This is a genomic window from Aneurinibacillus uraniidurans (assembly GCF_028471905.1).
In the GTDB taxonomy this organism is placed as follows: domain Bacteria; phylum Bacillota; class Bacilli; order Aneurinibacillales; family Aneurinibacillaceae; genus Aneurinibacillus; species Aneurinibacillus uraniidurans.
Window position 1 is genome coordinate 1,248,091 of record NZ_CP116902.1, and the last position, 15,640, is coordinate 1,263,730.

A 15,640-nucleotide genomic window follows, 5' to 3' on the forward strand; every position below is an offset into this window, starting at 1 on the left:
TATACTTTGGAACATACACCGCGCTTTTTCAGGGATTGTATTAAAAGGCCTTCTCGTCCCGTCTTGCCGGACTTGAGAAGGCTCTTTTTGATAGAGTAAGACACTATATAGCCTAGGAGTTGAACGAAAGATGGATTATAGCAAGACGCTGAATCTGCCGAAAACGGAGTTCCCGATGCGCGGCAATTTGCCAACACGAGAGCCACAGGTGCAGGCATGGTGGGACGAACAGGATATGTATGCGAAAGTGCAGGAGCGTACAAAAGGCCGTCCGAAATTTATTCTGCATGACGGACCTCCGTATGCGAACGGCGATATTCATATCGGTCACGCACTGAATAAAGTTATTAAAGATATGATTGTTCGCTACAAATCAATGGCCGGTTTTGATGCACCGTACGTGCCAGGCTGGGATACACACGGCCTGCCGATTGAGCATGCGATCATTAAAAATGAAAAAATTGACCGTCATAAAGTCGGCGTCGTCGAATTCCGTGAGCGCTGCACCGAGTATGCATATAGCTATGTAGAAAAGCAAAAAGGTCAGTTCCAGCGTCTTGGTATTCGTGGCGACTGGGCAAATCCATATATCACGCTGAAGCCAGAATATGAAGCGCGTCAAATTAAAATATTCGGCGAAATGGCGAAAAAAGGCTATATTTATAAAGGATTGAAAGCTGTTTACTGGTCGCCGTCTTCTGAAACTGCACTGGCAGAAGCAGAAATTGAATACAAAGACAAACAATCAACTTCGATCTATGTGGCATTTCCGGTTGTAGAAGGAAACGGGAAGCTTGCAGAAGGCGACAAGGTAGTCATCTGGACAACAACCCCGTGGACGATTCCGGCTAACCTGGCAATCGCGATTCATCCGGATTTAGAATATTCACTCGTTCAAACAGAGGCGGGTCGCTTCCTTGTGGCATCCGGCTTGCTGGATACTGTAGCGAAAACAATCGGCTGGGAAAATGTTGAGACTGTTCACACGTTTACGGGCGCAGAACTGCAAGGTGTTGTTTGCCGTCATCCGTTATACGACCGCAAATCCCCGCTTCTGCCGGGTGAACACGTAACACTTGATGCTGGTACGGGTTGTGTACATACTGCACCAGGACATGGGGAAGATGACTTTAACATTGGTCAGAAGTACGGTCTGGATGTATTATGTCCGGTTGATGAGCGCGGTATGATGACGAAAGAAGCACCGGGCTTTGAAGGTATGTTCTATGAGAAAGCTAATCCGGTTGTACTGGAGAAGCTGACAGAAGCAGGTGCGCTGCTTCATAAAAATACGATTACCCACTCGTACCCGCATGACTGGCGTTCGAAGCAGCCGATCATTTTCCGGGCGACAGAGCAGTGGTTCGCATCGATTGATGGCTTCCGTGAGCAGATGCTTGAAGCAATCAAACAGGTGAAATGGGTACCGCACTGGGGCGAACAACGCCTGCACAACATGATCGCAGACCGGGGAGACTGGTGTATTTCCCGTCAGCGTGTATGGGGTGTGCCGATTCCGATCTTCTACTGCCGTGATTGTAATGAGCCGATCATTAATGATACAACGATTGACCATATCTCTGACTTATTCCGCCGCGAAGGTTCATCTGCATGGTTCGCACGCGAAGTGGAAGAGTTAATGCCGCAAGGAACTGCGTGTCCGAAATGCGGAGGTGCACATTTCCGCAAAGAAACAGACATTATGGATGTATGGTTTGACTCCGGTTCAAGCCATGAAGCGGTTCTGCGTGAGCGTGAAGAACTGGCCTGGCCAGCGGATCTGTATCTTGAGGGTTCTGACCAATACCGTGGCTGGTTCAACTCGTCACTGTCTACATCAGTAGCTGTATACGGGCAGGCTCCGTACAAAGGCGTATTAAGCCACGGCTTTACCCTTGATGGCGAAGGCCGCAAAATGTCGAAATCGGTTGGAAATGTAATTGCACCGCAAAAAATCGCGGATCAGCTTGGTGCCGATATCCTCCGTCTTTGGGTATCGTCAGCGGATTATCAGGCGGACGTGCGGATTTCTGATGGAATTCTGAAGCAAATTGCGGAAACATACCGCAAAATCCGTAACACATTCCGCTTCCTGTTGAGCAATCTGGAAGGTTTCGATCCAGCAACAGATCTTGTGCCGATTGCTGACATGGACGAGTTGGATCGTTATATGATGATTAAAAACCAACATGTCATTGAAAAAGTGCGCAAAGCGTATGATGAATACCAGTTCCATACGGTGTACCATACGATTCATAATTTCTGCACAGTGCAGTTGAGTGCACTCTATCTTGATATTTCTAAAGATCGTCTGTATGCAGATGCGAGTAAGGATGTGCGCCGCCGCTCAGCGCAGACGGTTATGTATACGATCCTGTTTGATCTTGTTCGTCTGCTTACGCCGATCATCCCACATACAGCGGATGAGGTGTGGAAATACATTCCGGGCACTGATGTGATCAGTGTACAACTGACAGACATGCCGGATGTACAAACAAACGTATTCGATGATGCGCTCGAAGCGAAATGGGACCGCATTGTCGAGATTCGTGATGAGATACTCAAGGCGCTTGAAGAAGCACGCCGTGATAAAGTAATCGGTCAGTCGCTTGCGGCGTCGGTTGCCATTTATCCAGATGCATCTGTAGCGGAAGCACTTGCACCAGTAGCGGGAGCACTGCCTGAACTACTCATTGCATCTCATGTAGAACTGCATACAGCAGGTGAGGCAGCACCGGATCATGCAGTAGCACTTGAAGGATTGAAAGTTGTGGTTCAACCAGCAGACGGTGAGAAATGCGAACGCTGCTGGATCATCACACCGGAAGTTGGCCAGGACGCGGAGCACCCAACATTGTGCCCACGTTGTGCGACGGTTGTAGCGGATGAACACGCATAATAAATAAAGAGAGAAACGAGGGGGAAAAGACGTTTTTTTCCTCCTTTTTTCTGCACATAAAGTGAAGGAGTGTGCGAGAATGTTATATTATATGATCGCGCTAGTGGTCTTTCTTATTGACCAGGGAACGAAGTGGCTGATTGTCAAAAGCATGAACATCGGTGAGTCCATTCCGATTTGGGAAGGTGTGTTTAATTTGACTTCACACCGCAATCGGGGAGCAGCCTTTGGGATTTTGCAGAATCGGCGAGTGTTTTTTATCGTTATTACGATAGTGATTATTATCGGTATTATTTGGTATATGCGTAAGATAATGCAAGAAAGCAAACTGCTTGCATTGGCACTTGCGCTAATTTTAGGTGGGGCGGTCGGTAATTTTTATGATCGTCTGCTGACAGGTGAAGTCGTTGATTTCTTTGATTTCACGCTGATTCACTACCCAATCTTTAACGTGGCGGATTCAGCGATTGTGATTGGGGTTGGATTGTTTATTCTGGATGTAATACGCGATATGATAGGACAGCGACAGGAGAGAATGAATGGATAACAAACAGCGTTATGAGTTGTATGATTGGACGGTAGACCCAGCAGATACCGGGGAGCGGATTGATAAATTTCTAACCGGGGTTCAGGAGGAAGGCTGGTCGCGCAGTCAACTACAAGGCTGGCTTAAAGACGGCCTCGTTTCTGTAAATGGAAAGGCTGTGAAAGGCAGCTACCGTTTAAAAGAAGATGATGAGGTTGTGCTGCGGGTACCACCTGCTCGCGAGATGGATATTGCGGGTGAGCCGATGGATCTTGACATTGTTTATGAAGACAGTGATGTAGTCGTCGTGAACAAACCGCGTGGCCTCGTGGTTCACCCTGCACCAGGGCATTACAGCGGCACGCTAGTGAACGGATTGCTTGCACACTGCAAAGACCTATCCGGCATTAACGGTGTAATGCGTCCGGGGATTGTCCACCGGATCGATAAAGATACGTCCGGTTTATTAATGGTGGCGAAAAATGATAAAGCGCATGAGTCACTCGCCCAGCAGTTGAAAGACCATACAGTAACTCGCCGCTATGTGGCACTTGTACACGGTGTGATCGGTCATGAAAAAGGAACCATTGATGCACCAATTGGTCGCGATCCAAAAAATCGCCAGCAGATGGCGGTCGTATTTGAGAACAGCAAACCTGCTGTATCCCATTTTGTGGTGCTGGAGCGTATGAAAGACCATACGCTCGTTGAGTTGAAACTAGAGACAGGCCGCACGCATCAAATTCGTGTGCATATGAAGTACATTGGCTATCCACTTGTCGGTGATCCAAAATACGGCCCGAAAAGCGAACTGCCAATCGACGGCCAGGCTCTGCACGCCCGTGCCCTTGGCTTCACTCACCCAACAACCGGCGAGCGCCTCGAATTCGAAGCGCTGCTTCCAGAAGACATGGAGCAGCTTTTAGCACACGTTCGGCAGTTATAATAGATAAGAATCGGTAAACAAAGTGTCTTTGCCTCCGTCGGCTACACTTTGTTGATCGCCATCCTCACCCAATGACTTTGTTGTTGACAGCTTGCCTATCCCATGGCATAATTGTTTTAACCACAAAGAAACCTTTAATTCAGTCCTGTGAGGCTGGCAAGGAAACCGGATGCGTCCGGCACACGATACAGAGATGGTCTATGTATATAGACTATATTCTGAGCTGTGTCACGCGCAAAAGAGCTTGCTGCCACCCGCAGCAAGCTCTTTTTTGTGTCACTTGCATAAGTTATGGGCAAACTAAACTGAACGACAAAGGAGAAGATAGCGTGAGCGAGTGGAAAGAAAAAAACGTCCTGCTCGATGAACCAGCCATGCGCCGGGCGCTGACACGCATTGCACACGAGATTCTCGAGCGCAACAAAGGTGTGAATGACTGCATTCTGATCGGAATTCGCACGCGCGGCATTTACATTGCAGAGCGATTAGCCGAGCGGATTTATCAGATTGAGGGAGAGCACATCGCAGTAGGAGAACTCGACATCACACTGTATCGAGATGACCTGTCACACAAGGTGGAACAGCCGGTTGTGAACGGGAGCCACATCACAGAAGATGTCACGGACAAAAAAGTCATTCTTGTCGATGATGTGCTCTATACCGGACGCACCGTCCGGGCCGCGCTTGATGCCATTATGGATGCCGGACGTCCACAAATGATTCAACTGGCAGTGCTGGTTGATCGTGGTCATCGTGAATTGCCGATTCGCCCCGATTATGTGGGCAAGAACGTGCCGACTTCGAAAGAAGAGATGATCGTTGTGGAACTGGCAGAAGTAGATGGATGCGAACGCGTAGCCATTATGGAAAAAGTATAAGATTAACAGAACACCTTTAAGCGGATTCTGTGAGATCCGTAAGGGAAGGAGCAAATGAAACAATATGAAAAAAGATTTTGTAGATGTACATGAGACACCGGCACTGCACAAGCTGTTGCCACTTAGTTTGCAGCACTTGTTCGCCATGTTTGGCGCAACAGTACTTGTCCCGCTGATTACGGGCCTGGATGTATCTGTAGCCCTGTTGACCAGCGGACTTGGAACGTTATTGTTCCTGTTCATTACGAAAGGAAAACTGCCGAACTATCTCGGTTCTTCCTTCGCCTTTATCGGACCGATCATGACGGTGATGAAAAGTCAGGGAATTGGAGCTGCCATGCTAGGCTGTATGCTCGCAGGCGTCCTCTATCTGATCGTGGCCCTAATTGTCAAAGTATCCGGGGTTAACTGGTTGAACCGCTTGCTTCCACCGGTTGTTATTGCTTCGATTATTGTGGTGATCGGGTTAAGTCTTTCCGGTGTTGCGATTGGCTGGGCCGTTAACGATCCGGTTCTATCAACAGCTGCCAAACCGGTTTACTCGCTTAAAGCGATTGAAATTGCAGCCGTTACGATGTTTACAACTGTTATTGCGATGATTTTCTTTCGAGGATTTTTATCAGTAATCCCGATTCTTACCGGGATGATTGTTGGATATGCTTATGCAGCACTGCGCACTCCAGAGTGGATCGATATGACAAAAGTTCATGAAGCACCATGGTTTGTGACACCGAGTATGTGGATGAATAAGCACTTTGTGACCGGGCAGGTACTTGATGCCTTCACATCATCTTCTGCCTGGCTTGCCGCACTGATTGTTGCACCAGTTGCATTTGTAACACTGGCCGAGCATCTTGGTCACCTACTTGTTACATCAAACATCATGAAGCGTGACCTAATGCGTGATCCAGGTTTGCACCGCTCCCTGCTTGGGGATGGGGTTGCGATCATGCTGGCTTCTTTCCTTGGTGGACCACCGAGCACCACATATGGCGAAAATATGGGTGTACTGGCGATCACGAAAGTGTACAGCCGCGTAGTAATCGGTGGGGCAGCCGTACTGGCGATCATCTTCGCCTTCGTTGGTAAGATTGGCGCATTCCTTATGACAATTCCTCATCCGGTACTCGGTGGGGTAACGGTTGTACTGTTCGGGATTATTGCCGCACAAGGGATGCGGATGTATGTCGAGCATAAAATCGATTTTGCTCACAAACGAAACATGGTCATCTCAGCGATTGTGCTAGTAACTGGAATTGGTGGGTTTAGAATGGACTTCCATGAAATTCAATTCAGCAATTTCTTGGCTCACCTGACCATTGATAATATTGCGATGGCGACTATTCTTGGTATATTCCTGCATGCGATTCTGCCGAATAAAGAAGTGGCATTCGGTGAATCTGTTGCCGAACTTCATAAGCAAGTGTCATAAATGTAATCCTTTAAAACAGTCCTGTGAGTCTGGTAAGGATGCCGTGAACGATGAAATGCAAAACTGCAAGCAAGCCACAGCCCTCCTGTCTGGTAGGATAGAAGAGCTATGCAATGCTTGCCTCATCACACAGGGCTTCTTACCTTCGCACAGGTAGGAAGCCCTGTTTTGCTGCATACTAACATTTAGGAGAGTGATCGATATGGGAACCATTCTAAAAAACGGAAAGCTGTTAGTTAACGGAGAAATCGTAGCGTTGGACGTTCTGGTAGCAGGAAATAAAATCATCAAAATTGCGCCTCAGATTGAAGAGGCAGAGTACAAAGTTATAGACGTATCCGGCAAGCTTATTACACCAGGCTTCATCGATATGCATGTCCATCTGCGTGAACCAGGTTTTGAGGCGAAAGAAACGATTGCGACTGGAACCGCAGCGGCGGCACGCGGCGGTTTCACAACAGTAGCGTGCATGCCAAACACGCGCCCGGTTATCGATACACCGGATACGGTTGAACTCATCCTCAAAAAAGCAGAAGAGGAAGGCAGCGTTCGCGTACTGCCGATGGGTGCGATCTCCGTGCGTGAGCTTGGTAAAGAGCTGACAGATATGGCGGCATTAAAAGAGGCGGGTGTAGTTGCCCTCTCTGATGACGGAGTAGGCGTACAGTCAAGCAAAATGATGAAAGATGCGATGCACATCGCAGTCGAACTCGGCCTGCCAATCGTGGCGCATTGTGAAGATGATAGCCTGATTGAAGGCGGCTGTGTTCACGAAGGCGTGTTCAGCGAGAAGCAAGGGCTAAAAGGAATTCCGTCTGAAGCAGAAACGATTCACATCGGTCGCGATATTATCCTCGCGGAAGCAACGGGTGCTCACTATCATATTTGCCACATCAGTACAGCAGATGGTGTACGCCTTGTGCGCGATGCGAAGCAGCGCGGCGTAAAAGTAACAGCAGAAGTATGTCCGCACCACTTAATTCTGTGTGATGAAGACATTCCGGGCGATGATGCGAACTACAAAATGAACCCGCCGCTTCGCTCACAGCGTGACCGTGATGCGCTCGTGGCAGGATTGAAAGACGGCACGATCGATATGATCGTAACGGACCATGCACCGCATACAACGGAAGAGAAACAACGCGGCATGGCACTTGCTCCGTTCGGCATCGTCGGACTGGAAACAGCGTTCCCGCTTATGTATACAAAGTTTGTGAAGACCGGAGCGTTCACACTTCAGGAAGTGGTCGATCGGATGACAAAAGTGCCAGCAGACGTATTCAACTTGCCATATGGCACAATCGAAGAAGGAGCCATTGCTGATCTTACCGTCATTGATCTGGAGACAGAAAAAGAAGTTGATCCGCAAACATTTGCAAGTAAAGGACATAACACACCATTTACAGGCTGGAAGCTTGCAGGCTGGCCGGTTCTTACGATGGTAGACGGCAACATTGCCTGGCAGGCAGATGATCTGAACGGAAAAGGAGAGGTTCACTAATGACAGTAAAAGCGCGACTCATACTTGAAGACGGAACCGTATTTGAAGGAAAATCATTCGGTGCAACGAGCGAATCGTTCGGTGAAGTTGTATTCAATACAGGAATTACAGGCTATCAGGAAGTACTATCTGACCCGTCTTATTGCGGACAAATCGTAACGATGACATACCCGATGATTGGTAACTATGGCATCATCCGTGACGATTTTGAATCCATTCGTCCGTTCGTTCATGGCTTCGTTGTTCGTGAGCATTGCGAAGTGCCGAATAACTGGCGCAGTGAGCAGACGATTGACGATCTGCTTAAAGAATACAACATTCCAGGTATCTCCGAAGTGGATACTCGCAAGCTGACTCGCATCATCCGTCAGCACGGTACACTGAAAGGAATCATCACAACATCTGAAGAATCAGTGGAAGCCATTCTTGCAAAAATGAACCAGCCGTTAATGGAAGATCAAGTGGCTCGCGTATCAACGAAAAACATGTTTCCAGTTCCGGGACGCGGTCCACGCATCGCGCTCGTTGACTTCGGTGCTAAATACGGCATTCTGCGTGAACTGACAAATCGCGGCTGCGATGTGATCGTCGTGCCATATAACGTTACAGCTGATGAAATTCGCCGCATTCGTCCAGACGGCATTCTGCTTTCAAACGGACCTGGAGATCCGAAAAGCGTACCACAGGCAATTGAGATGATTCAAAATATCTTAGGGGAATACCCGCTGTTCGGTATCTGCTTAGGTCATCAGCTGTTCGCACTCGCTTGCGGTGCGGATACAGAGAAACTGAAATTTGGTCATCGCGGCGGCAACCATCCGGTAAAAGAACTAGCAACAGGCCGTACGCACATTACATCGCAAAACCATGGCTACACCGTAAACATTGAGTCAGTAGCCAATACAGACCTTGAAATTAGTCATGTCGCCCTCAATGACGGCACCGTCGAAGGGCTTTCTCATAAAACACACAGTGCCTTCTCGGTGCAGTACCACCCGGAAGCAGCACCGGGCCCATATGATTCGAACTATCTGTTTGACCGTTTCTTAGAGAACGTAGCAACATTCGTGAAGGAGGACAAAAAATCATGCCGCGCTTAACAGACGTTAAAAAAATCCTCGTAATTGGTTCTGGTCCGATCGTAATCGGCCAGGCCGCTGAATTTGACTATGCAGGCACACAGGCGTGCCAGGCCCTGAAAGAAGAAGGCTTTGAAGTTATTCTCGTAAACAGCAACCCGGCAACGATTATGACCGACACGAATATGGCAGACAAAGTATACATCGAGCCATTAACAAAAGATGTTCTCGCTCGTATCATCCGTCAAGAGAAGCCGGATGGTCTGCTGGCAACACTCGGCGGTCAGACAGGTTTGAACCTTGCGATCGAGCTTGATGAAGCAGGCATTTTGCAAGAAGAAAATGTGAAATTGCTTGGTACAGACTTAACTGCCATTAAAAAAGCAGAAGACCGTGAACTGTTCCGTTCACTTATGCAAGAAATTAATGAACCGGTTCCACCGAGCGACATTATTCATACCATTGAAGAGGCGGTTGCATTCGCGAAAACGATTGGCTACCCAATTATCGTACGTCCCGCTTACACACTTGGCGGAACAGGCGGCGGGATCGCAGCTAGTGAAGAAGAGCTACGTGAGATTGTGGCAAGTGGCTTGAAATACAGCCCGATCACACAGTGCCTGGTTGAGAAAAGCATCGCTGGTTTTAAAGAAATTGAATACGAAGTAATGCGTGACGCTAACGACAATGCGATTGTTGTATGTAACATGGAAAACATCGACCCGGTTGGGATTCATACAGGCGACAGTATCGTTGTCGCGCCAAGCCAGACGATTTCAGACCGTGAGTATCAAATGCTGCGCTCTGCATCGCTTAAAATCATTCGTGCGTTGAACATTCAGGGTGGATGTAACGTCCAGCTTGCTCTTGACCCGGATAGCTTCCAGTACTACATCATCGAAGTAAATCCGCGCGTTAGCCGTTCATCAGCACTCGCGTCTAAAGCAACAGGCTACCCGATTGCCAAAATGGCGGCAAAAATCGCAGTTGGCTACAATCTGGACGAGCTGAAAAATCCGGTTACCCAGCAAACATACGCTTGCTTTGAGCCGACACTTGACTATATCGTATCGAAAATCCCACGCTGGCCATTCGATAAATTCATCTCAGCTAATCGCAAGCTTGGCACACAGATGAAAGCAACAGGTGAAGTTATGGCCATCGGTCGTACACTCGAAGAATCGCTCCACAAAGCGGTGCGCTCTCTTGAAATTGGACTGCACAGCCTTGACCTGCCCGAAGCAAAAGAATTGGAACAAGAAGAACTCGAACGCCGTCTCGTGAAAGCGGACGACGAGCGTCTGTTCCTCGTCGTGGAAGGCATGCGTCGTGGCATGACAGACGAGCAAATTCATGCGTTAACAAAAATCGATTACTTCTTCCTTGCTAAATTCCGCAACGTCGTGAATTTTGAAGCAAGCTTACAAAAAGAAGCGAAGATCCCAGGCTATGAAACACTTCGTCAGGCGAAGCGTATCGGTTTAACGGATCGCCGCATCGCGGAGTTAACAGGTACGGTTGAAGCAGACGTGACAGCAGCTCGCAAAGAAGCGGGACTTGTACCGGTATACAAAATGGTAGATACATGTGCCGCTGAGTTCGAAGCTGCAACACCGTACTACTACTCCACATACGAAGAAGAAGATGAGCGTGAAGAAACAAACAAAAAGCGTGTTATCGTACTTGGCTCTGGTCCAATCCGGATTGGACAAGGGATCGAATTCGACTACTCGACTGTACATGCAGTATGGGCGCTCAAAGAAATGGGCTATGAAGCGGTTATCGTAAACAATAACCCGGAGACTGTATCGACAGACTTCAGTACATCAGACCGTCTGTATTTCGAGCCGCTGTATTTGGAAGATGTACTGCACATTATTGAAAAAGAAAAACCAGAAGGCGTTATCGTACAATTCGGCGGTCAAACAGCGATCAACCTTGCTGCTGGACTGGAAGCTGCTGGCGTCAAAATTCTTGGTACAGACCTGGAAAGCATCGACACGGCGGAAGACCGTGAGAAGTTCGAGAAATTGCTGCGCTCGCTCGATATTGCACAACCACCGGGCAAAACGGTTACGTCCGTGGAAGCAGCAGTCACAGCTGCGAACGAACTCGGCTATCCGGTACTCGTTCGTCCGTCCTACGTACTTGGCGGTCGCGCGATGGAAATCGTGTATAATGAAAGTGAACTGCTGACATATATGAAAGAAGCGGTTAAAATCAACCCAGATCATCCGGTACTGGTTGATACGTACTTGATGGGTGCAGAGGTAGAAGTAGACGGCATTAGCGATGGAGAAAATGTTCTCATCCCAGGTATTATGGAGCACATCGAACGCGCAGGTGTACACTCCGGTGACTCGATTGCGGTCTATCCGACGCAGACAGTTGCTCAGGAATTGAAGGACGAGCTGATTGATATGACAACTCGCATTGCACGCGGCTTGAACATCAAAGGCTTGCTGAATATCCAGTTCGTTATTCATAAGAACAAAGCATATGTGCTGGAAGTAAACCCTCGTTCTTCACGTACCGTACCGTTCTTAAGTAAAATTACGAATCTGCCAATGGCAAACATCGCAACGAAAATTATTTTAGGGTCTACGATCCCAGAACTCGGCTACACACCAGGCTACCATCCAGAGTCTGACTATGTATCAGTAAAAGTACCGGTGTTCTCGTTTGCGAAACTGCGCCGAGTTGATACAACGCTCGGACCGGAAATGAAATCGACCGGGGAAGTAATGGGCCGCGATAAAAATCTTGCCAAAGCATTGTACAAAGGTTTGATCGCATCCGGCATGAAAATCCCGACACACGGCTCACTGCTTGTAACGGTAGCGGATAAAGACAAAGAAGAAGCATGTGACATCATCAAAGGCTTCAGCGTACTTGGCTTTAAAATCATGGCGACAGAAGGTACGGCTAATTACCTGGAGCAAGCAGGAATGAACGTCACTCACGTTCGCAAAGTAACTGAAGATGCTCCGAACATGCTCGATATCATTCGTGAAGGGGAAGCAAGCTTCGTCCTGAACACACTGACGAAAGGCAAACTACCTGCACGTGATGGCTTCCGCATCCGTCGTGAAGCAGCAGAGAACGGTGTGGTGTGCTTCACATCACTCGACACTGCACGCGCACTTCTCAAAGTGCTCGAAACGATCACATTTACAGCAGAAGCAATGCCGCATTTTGAAGACGCGAAGTAAAAAGGGGGCGTACGCGCTTGGATAAGGGACTTGTCAAGGTTATCGCAAATGAACAAATCGCAGAGCGCATTTATCGCCTGCAAGTACAAGGAGAGCTGGTGGGACGAATGACTCGTCCCGGCCAGTTCGTCCATATTAAATGTGGCACGGGAATCGACCCGCTGCTGCGCCGCCCGATTAGCATCTGCGATGTAGATGCAGATCAGCAGGCGCTTACGATGATTTTTCGTGCGGACGGACATGGAACACGCGTGTTAAGTGAATCAGTACCCGGTCAGTCGCTTGATATTCTTGGACCGCTTGGGGAAGGATTCCCGGTAGAGATGCGCAAAGAAGGCGAGCATGCGGTACTCGTCGGTGGGGGCATCGGTGTTCCGCCATTGTATTACCTAGGTAAGCAGCTGCGTGCCCGTGGGGTAAACGTTACGTTCGTGATCGGTTTCGGAACGGCGTCTCAAGTGTTCCTAACGGAGGAGTTAGCTGAACTCGGCACGGTGCATGTAGTCACGATGGATGGAAGCGCTGGAACAAAAGGGCTTGTTACAGATGTCCTAACAGAAGCAAATGGCCTTGCGCCAGCAGATTGGGACGTACTGTATTCTTGCGGTCCACTGCCGATGCTGCGTGCGTTGCAAGATACATATCAGGCGCTTAACAAAGAAGGCTATATCTCGCTAGAGGAACGGATGGGCTGTGGCGTAGGTGCTTGTCTGGCCTGTGTTTGTTCCGTACAGGAGCCGCAAGAAGGTAAAAAGAAATACAAGAAGATTTGTTCCGATGGTCCGGTCTTTGCATTCGGGGAGGTGCGTATATAATGGCAACTGTGAACAATCGTCTTGCAGTCAACATTGCGGGCATCGAGATGAAAAATCCGATCATGCCTGCATCCGGCTGCTTCGGCTTTGGCCGAGAGTACGCACAGTTTTATGACCTGAATAAGCTTGGGGCTATTGCGGTTAAAGCGACAACAGTAGAAGAGCGCGAGGGCAATCCGACGCCACGTGTGGCAGAGACACCGGGCGGGATGCTCAATGCGATCGGTCTGCAAAACCCTGGTCTTGCTGATGTAATGGATTATGAATTACCGTGGCTGCAGCAGTTTGGCGACTTGCCGGTTGTTGTCAATGTAGCCGGTACGACGACAGACGATTATGTACAGGTAGCAGAGCGTATTTGTGAGGCACCGAACGTAGCCGCTATTGAGCTGAACATTTCCTGCCCGAATGTGAAATGTGGCGGGATTACATTTGGAACAGACCCTGTGATTGCAGCGCAGCTAACCGAAGAAATCAAAAAAGTAAGCTCGGTTCCGGTATTCGTTAAACTGTCTCCGAATGTAACGGATGTCGTAACGATTGCGAAAGCGGTAGAAGCAGCTGGAGCTGACGGACTCAGCATGATTAATACGCTGCTTGGGATGCGAATTGACTTAAAAACACGCCGTCCAATTATTGCGAACCGGACAGGCGGTCTATCAGGTCCAGCTATTAAGCCAGTGGCGATTCGGATGATTCATGATGTGAGCCAGCAGGTTAATATCCCGATTATCGGCATGGGCGGCATTCAGTCTGCGGATGATGTGATCGAGTTTTTCATGGCGGGTGCATCTGCGGTAGCGGTTGGTACAGCGAACTTCGTAGATCCATATGTGTGCCCGACGATTATTGATGAGCTTGAAGTGAAGCTTGAAGCGTACGGCGTACAATCCATTTCAGAACTGACAGGAGCGGCGTGGAAGTGATGAAAAGTATAAATGAACGGATTATGGTCGCGCTCGATTATCCGGGTGCCAAGGAGGCGGATCATTGTGTCCGTCTGCTTGAAGGAACAGGTGTTTATGTGAAAATTGGCATGCAGCTGTATTACGCAGCTGGCCCGGACTATATTCGGCAGATGAAAGAAAAAGGCTATTCGGTATTCCTTGATCTCAAGGTGCATGACATTCCGAACACAGCGCGTGGTGCGATGCAAAGTCTTGCTTCCCTTGGTGTCGACATGGTAAACGTTCATGCGGCCGGAGGCGTGAAAATGATGGAGGCTGCGCGAGAAGGACTGGAAAAAGGTACGCCGGCTGGTCAGAAGCGTCCATTACTCATTGCGGTTACGCAGCTGACAAGCACTACAGAGGCGATGATGAATAATGAACTCGGCATTGCTGGCTCAGTGGAAGACTGTGTCGTTCAGTATGCCAAGCTGGCGAAGCAAGCGGGTCTTGATGGTGTCGTTGCTTCTCCGAAAGAAGTGCCGCTTATTAAAGAAGCATGCGGCTCATCATTTTTAACGGTAACACCAGGCATTCGTCCGAAAGGTACAGATGCTGGCGATCAGCACCGCATTACAACACCGTCGGATGCGTTTAAGCTAGGTTCTGATTACATTGTAATCGGACGTGCGATTACACAGGCAGCCGATCCGAAACAGGCGCTGCATACGATTCTGGAAGAAGTAAAGGGGAGTGCGAACTAATGGGACAAACGGAACTGGCAAAACAAATTGCAGGCAAACTGCTCGACATTGATGCGGTATCTCTCCGCCCGGATGAGCCATTCACATGGACATCTGGCATTAAAAGCCCAATCTACTGTGATAATCGGATGACAATGTCATTCCCAGAGGTGCGCCGTCTGATCTATAAAGGCTTCGCACAAAAAATTCGGGAGCAGTATCCAGAAGCTCAGGTGATCGCGGGAACTGCGACAGCGGGCATTCCGCATGCGGCATGGGTGTCGGAAGAACTTGGCCTTCCAATGACGTATGTACGCTCGAAGCCGAAAGGACACGGCAAAGGCAACCAAATCGAAGGCAAGCTTGATGCAGGCGCAAAAGTGATCGTAATCGAAGATTTGATTTCGACAGGCGGCAGCTCGATTGAAGCGGCGCAAGCGATTAAAGAAGCGGGTGGAGAAGTGCTAGCTGTGCTTGCCATCTTCTCGTATCAGTTCCCGAAAGCGGAAGCGGCGTTTGCGGAAGCAGGCTTCGCTTTTGATACACTGAGCAACTATACAGCTCTGCTGGAAGTGGCGCAGGAAAAAGGAACGATTCGGGCAGACCAGCTCGATGCACTTGCTTCATGGCGGCAGAATCCGGCTGAATGGCAAGCGTAAGGCATTATCGGAAGTTTATTTGAGGAGATAGAGGTCAGCAAAGTTGGGGGCGGAGAGCGAAAA

12 protein-coding genes are annotated in these 15,640 nt (G+C 48.9%); all 12 read left to right on the forward strand.

Annotated features, from left to right (window positions below; translation table 11 throughout):
- The first annotated feature begins 130 nt into the window (after positions 1 to 130).
- Positions 131 to 2,899, forward strand: coding sequence for an isoleucine--tRNA ligase (gene ileS, locus PO771_RS06335; RefSeq protein ID WP_272562429.1), 2,769 nt, complete (start codon positions 131 to 133; stop codon positions 2,897 to 2,899).
- A gap of 79 nt (positions 2,900 to 2,978) precedes the next feature.
- Positions 2,979 to 3,446, forward strand: a complete 468-nt coding sequence (gene lspA, locus PO771_RS06340; protein ID WP_272562430.1) for a signal peptidase II — start codon at positions 2,979 to 2,981, stop codon at positions 3,444 to 3,446.
- Positions 3,439 to 4,371 (forward strand): RluA family pseudouridine synthase, encoded by a 933-nt coding sequence (locus PO771_RS06345; protein ID WP_272562431.1) that lies wholly within the window; start codon positions 3,439 to 3,441, stop codon positions 4,369 to 4,371. Before lspA ends, PO771_RS06345 begins: the two co-directional genes overlap by 8 nt.
- Positions 4,372 to 4,700: 329 nt before the next feature.
- Entirely contained in the window at positions 4,701 to 5,249 is a 549-nt protein-coding gene (pyrR, locus tag PO771_RS06350) for a bifunctional pyr operon transcriptional regulator/uracil phosphoribosyltransferase PyrR (protein WP_272562432.1), read from the forward strand.
- 64 nt (positions 5,250 to 5,313) lie between these two features.
- Positions 5,314 to 6,681: a solute carrier family 23 protein gene (locus tag PO771_RS06355; protein ID WP_272562433.1), complete on the forward strand. Its 1,368-nt coding sequence runs from the start codon at positions 5,314 to 5,316 to the stop codon at positions 6,679 to 6,681.
- Positions 6,682 to 6,883: 202 nt separating this feature from the next.
- Positions 6,884 to 8,182 carry a dihydroorotase gene (locus PO771_RS06360; protein WP_272562434.1) on the forward strand — a complete coding sequence of 433 codons (1,299 nt, stop codon included), beginning with the start codon at positions 6,884 to 6,886 and terminating at the stop codon, positions 8,180 to 8,182.
- Complete coding sequence (locus tag PO771_RS06365; protein ID WP_272562435.1) at positions 8,182 to 9,282, forward strand: carbamoyl phosphate synthase small subunit; 1,101 nt, start codon at positions 8,182 to 8,184, stop codon at positions 9,280 to 9,282. Before PO771_RS06360 ends, PO771_RS06365 begins: the two co-directional genes overlap by 1 nt.
- Positions 9,270 to 12,473 (forward strand): carbamoyl-phosphate synthase large subunit, encoded by a 3,204-nt coding sequence (carB, locus tag PO771_RS06370; protein ID WP_272562436.1) that lies wholly within the window; start codon positions 9,270 to 9,272, stop codon positions 12,471 to 12,473. Before PO771_RS06365 ends, carB begins: the two co-directional genes overlap by 13 nt.
- 17 nt (positions 12,474 to 12,490) lie before the next feature.
- Positions 12,491 to 13,288 (forward strand): dihydroorotate dehydrogenase electron transfer subunit, encoded by a 798-nt coding sequence (locus tag PO771_RS06375; protein ID WP_272562437.1) that lies wholly within the window; start codon positions 12,491 to 12,493, stop codon positions 13,286 to 13,288.
- On the forward strand, positions 13,288 to 14,214 hold the full coding sequence (locus tag PO771_RS06380; protein WP_272562438.1) for a dihydroorotate dehydrogenase: 927 nt from the start codon (positions 13,288 to 13,290) through the stop codon (positions 14,212 to 14,214). Before PO771_RS06375 ends, PO771_RS06380 begins: the two co-directional genes overlap by 1 nt.
- The gene (gene pyrF / locus PO771_RS06385) at positions 14,214 to 14,939 is read left to right on the forward strand and encodes an orotidine-5'-phosphate decarboxylase (RefSeq protein WP_272563113.1); all 726 of its coding nucleotides are present in this window, start codon (positions 14,214 to 14,216) and stop codon (positions 14,937 to 14,939) included. Before PO771_RS06380 ends, pyrF begins: the two co-directional genes overlap by 1 nt.
- Positions 14,939 to 15,577 (forward strand): orotate phosphoribosyltransferase, encoded by a 639-nt coding sequence (gene pyrE, locus PO771_RS06390; protein WP_272562439.1) that lies wholly within the window; start codon positions 14,939 to 14,941, stop codon positions 15,575 to 15,577. The genes pyrF and pyrE overlap by 1 nt, the downstream gene beginning before the upstream one ends.
- Positions 15,578 to 15,640: the final 63 nt, after the last annotated feature.

Excerpts from the sequence above, each read along its gene's own strand:
- ileS (WP_272562429.1), top strand. The coding sequence starts at position 131 with ATGGATTATAGCAAGACGCTGAATCTGCCGAAAACGGAGTTCCCGATG.
- lspA (WP_272562430.1), top strand. The coding sequence starts at position 2,979 with ATGTTATATTATATGATCGCGCTAGTGGTCTTTCTTATTGACCAGGGA.
- PO771_RS06345 (WP_272562431.1), top strand. The coding sequence starts at position 3,439 with ATGGATAACAAACAGCGTTATGAGTTGTATGATTGGACGGTAGACCCA.
- PO771_RS06355 (WP_272562433.1), top strand. The coding sequence starts at position 5,314 with ATGAAAAAAGATTTTGTAGATGTACATGAGACACCGGCACTGCACAAG.
- PO771_RS06360 (WP_272562434.1), top strand. The coding sequence starts at position 6,884 with ATGGGAACCATTCTAAAAAACGGAAAGCTGTTAGTTAACGGAGAAATC.
- PO771_RS06365 (WP_272562435.1), top strand. The coding sequence starts at position 8,182 with ATGACAGTAAAAGCGCGACTCATACTTGAAGACGGAACCGTATTTGAA.
- carB (WP_272562436.1), top strand. The coding sequence starts at position 9,270 with ATGCCGCGCTTAACAGACGTTAAAAAAATCCTCGTAATTGGTTCTGGT.
- PO771_RS06380 (WP_272562438.1), top strand. The coding sequence starts at position 13,288 with ATGGCAACTGTGAACAATCGTCTTGCAGTCAACATTGCGGGCATCGAG.
- pyrF (WP_272563113.1), top strand. The coding sequence starts at position 14,214 with ATGAAAAGTATAAATGAACGGATTATGGTCGCGCTCGATTATCCGGGT.
- pyrE (WP_272562439.1), top strand. The coding sequence starts at position 14,939 with ATGGGACAAACGGAACTGGCAAAACAAATTGCAGGCAAACTGCTCGAC.